The following is a 2,775-nucleotide window of genomic DNA, read 5'->3' as shown; positions in this document are numbered from 1 at the left end:
CCNGCTGAGAGAGATGAAGCTGAAGGAGGCCTCTAAGAAAGTGGCGGATGGCATTGAGGAAACTCTGACCTACTGTGACTTCCCCAGCGAACACTGGACAAGAATCCGCACTAACAACGTCATTGAGCGGCTCAACCGGGAAATCCGCCGCCGCACCCGGGTGGTGGGTACTTTCCCTGATAGAAACTCTGCCCTTATGCTGGTCTGCGCTCGGCTGCGTCATGTGGCTGGTACCCAGTGGGGCAACAAGAAATACATGAACATGAAGCACCTGGAGGCGGTTTTGGAGGATGCCTCTATTGCCGATTGATCTCATTCACACAGGGCCTGCATGCTTTTTTGTGCATAATTCTTGACAGTACCCAAGTGGAGATACGAACATAGGAAATTTTATTTTAAGGAGTGTCAAAGATGAGAATACCTTATGGATTTAATCTCGTAAAAAATGGAGTACTTGAGGTCAAAGAAAGCGAAGCAATTAGCATCCGCATGATTTTTGACTACTACCTGGCCGGGGCAAGTCTGGGAAAAGTGGTGGATATACTTTACGCAGAACAAATACCCTCCCCGACCGGGAAAGCTAAATGGACTCGGGTAGCAGTTGACCACCTTCTCTCCAACTCCAAGTACGTCGTTATCGTTGGTTTTGAGTCTTATGCCAGTGTGCAATATGAAAAGGCCAGCCTCTGCAATGTTGACTATGATAAGACGGGAGCACCGAGAAAAGAGACTCGTTATATCTCCCCTGCTATGCCTCAAACGTAATTTGTCAAGAGAAATGCGAAAATTTTTATAAATTTTTTAGTACAGGGCGGGGCAGCCAGGGAGAGCGGCGGCGAAAAGCTCCGCCGCGGTATGAAACCGAATATTTTCCGGGGATAGTTGTTGATCCAGTCTGTGGTCTCCCGGAGCTTTTTCTGGGAGACCCGCTTAAAGTCCGTCCCTTTTGGGTGGCGGCGGGTCATTCCGTTTTGCTTTTCGTTGGATCCCCGCTCGCTGGAGCTGTACGGGTGGCAGTAGCAGAGCGTCGTCCGCTTTTTCCCGCGGCGGAGACAGGACCGCTCCAGGCCCTCGTTGTCCGCAAACTCGGAGCCGTTGTCGACGGTGATTGTCTGGAATACGGTCGAGAACATGGTTCTTTGACCAGCCTCATGATACCGCACTCTTTCGCTTTGAGCGCCTATCCCCATCAGCTTTGGTGCAATCAGAAACGGCGGCTGTGGGGAAATCCTATATCCCAATACGATTCGTGACTTGATAGACTTCTCTCTCCGGGAGTGCGTCAGACGGGACATTCCGGTTCGGTACTGTAGAAACTGTGGGAGATACTTCCCCATCACCGGACGGATCACGGCGGAGTATTGCAGCCGTCCCGGCCCGTCCGGAAAGCTCTGCCGCAGCACCGCCCCTGTCCGAAAGTGGGCGGAGAGCCGCCGGAGCGACCGGGTATTCCAGGAGTACCGCCGGGAGTACAAGCGCCGCTTTGCCTGGATCAAATCTGGAAAATACACAGAGAAGCAATTTGCCGCCTGGCACAAAGCGGCCAAGGCCAGGAAGAAAGACTGCGGCCAGGAACATATCTCCCTGGATGCGTTCAAGGAGTGGCTCAAGGATGCATAACCATGAGACAAAGCCCGGGCGAGATTTTTTAGTAAACACGGACGCTTTATCCACTCAAAGTTCTTCCAAGGCGGCAATCTCTGTCAGAAGCTCCTGTTTCCTCTGATAGAACATCAGGCTCTGGTTGTGCCTGAAATACGCGTCACAGCCAAATTTCGAGACAAACTTCGCGCAGTAATAGCGCACGGTCAGCTCCGTCACCAGGATCAGCAGCTCCTGTCCGTCTGCAAAGGCCTCCTCCGCGAATTGAAACAGATTCTCCAACCGGGCCTTGATCTTCGCGATTTCAGCCTTATGTGCCGCCGTAGAGGCGTCGTAAGATGCCTTGACCCGGCGGAACGCCTCCTGATTTTCCGAGACGCCGTCTCGTTTCAGCGCGTCGAGGATATCCTCCAGAAAGCGGATCACGTAATTGTAGGAATAGCTGGTCTCATAGTCGATGGAGTTTGCCTTCTGTCCCAGACGCAGGGCCGTTCGCTCCGCGTCCAGATGTTTGTGCAGGACGGTCACATAGGAGGCGTCCGCCTGGTTCAGTGCGGTTTTTACCTGCTTGAGGACCCGCAGGTTTTCCAAAATCGCGTTGTCCGTCTCCACTGCCCGCCGCATCTCCGCGTTCACGGCGTCGATCAGCAGCCCCAGCAGGCTGAGCCGCTCGTCAAACCGCGCCGCCCGCGCCCGGTCCCGAATGGAGCCGGAGGCCGCGCCGTTCAGGATGTCCTCGATCTGATAGTCGGATTTGTATTTATTGTAGAGGTCGTAGTAGACCGCAAACTCCCGGGCCACAGCGGGATTTTGCAGGTATTGGGCCGTGAGCTTCTGGTCTACGGTCAGGCCGTGGCGCTCGTAGAGCTTCATCATTTCCGACAAATCCTCCCAGCCCCGGGCGGTGACGAAGCTCTTGCGGTCCACTGTGGTTTCCACGATGTAAAAATAGTTCTTCTTGATTTCCAAAAACGTCATAATTGCCTCGTGGATGCCCTTTTTGTAGGCGTATTCCTTCCAGGCCTCATAATCCGGCTCCACATCCACCCGCTTCAGGCGGTCCCAGGTGACAATGTCGTATTCCCGGACGGATTTGTTATACTCCGGCGGGTTGCCCGCCGTGACGACAATACAGCCCTGGGGAATCCGGTGGGTGCCTACGACCTTGTACTG

5 protein-coding genes are annotated in these 2,775 nt (G+C 54.0%); 3 read left to right on the top strand and 2 right to left on the bottom strand.

The features are described from left to right. Together JX325_RS14775 and JX325_RS14770 are read left to right on the top strand one after the other, a co-directional pair. A partial coding sequence (locus JX325_RS14775) for a transposase (protein ID WP_204791838.1) occupies positions 1–310 on the top strand: 310 nt, incomplete at its 5' end. 101 nt (positions 311–411) lie between these two features. Further along, positions 412–765 carry a recombinase family protein gene (locus JX325_RS14770; RefSeq protein ID WP_204791837.1) on the top strand — a complete coding sequence of 118 codons (354 nt, stop codon included), beginning with the start codon at positions 412–414 and terminating at the stop codon, positions 763–765. Here JX325_RS14770 and JX325_RS14765 read toward each other — a convergent pair. Continuing rightward, on the bottom strand, positions 756–1,133 hold the full coding sequence (locus JX325_RS14765) for an IS30 family transposase (protein ID WP_204791836.1): 378 nt from the start codon (positions 1,131–1,133) through the stop codon (positions 756–758). The two genes, JX325_RS14770 and JX325_RS14765, sit on opposite strands and share 10 nt — an antisense overlap. 121 nt (positions 1,134–1,254) lie before the next feature. Here JX325_RS14765 and JX325_RS14760 point away from each other — a divergent pair, with 121 nt between their 5' ends. Beyond that, positions 1,255–1,620, top strand: coding sequence for a DUF6076 domain-containing protein (locus JX325_RS14760; protein ID WP_204791835.1), 366 nt, complete (start codon positions 1,255–1,257; stop codon positions 1,618–1,620). Positions 1,621–1,674: 54 nt separating this feature from the next. On the opposite strand, the gene JX325_RS14755 is transcribed toward JX325_RS14760, so the two are convergent. Continuing rightward, the coding region (locus JX325_RS14755) for an ATPase (protein ID WP_204791834.1) at positions 1,675–2,775 on the bottom strand (1,101 nt) is incomplete at its 5' end.

This window comes from Oscillibacter sp. CU971 (assembly GCF_905219725.1).
Lineage (GTDB): Bacteria > Bacillota > Clostridia > Oscillospirales > Oscillospiraceae > Oscillibacter.
This window is presented reverse-complemented; position numbering and strand designations above follow the sequence as displayed.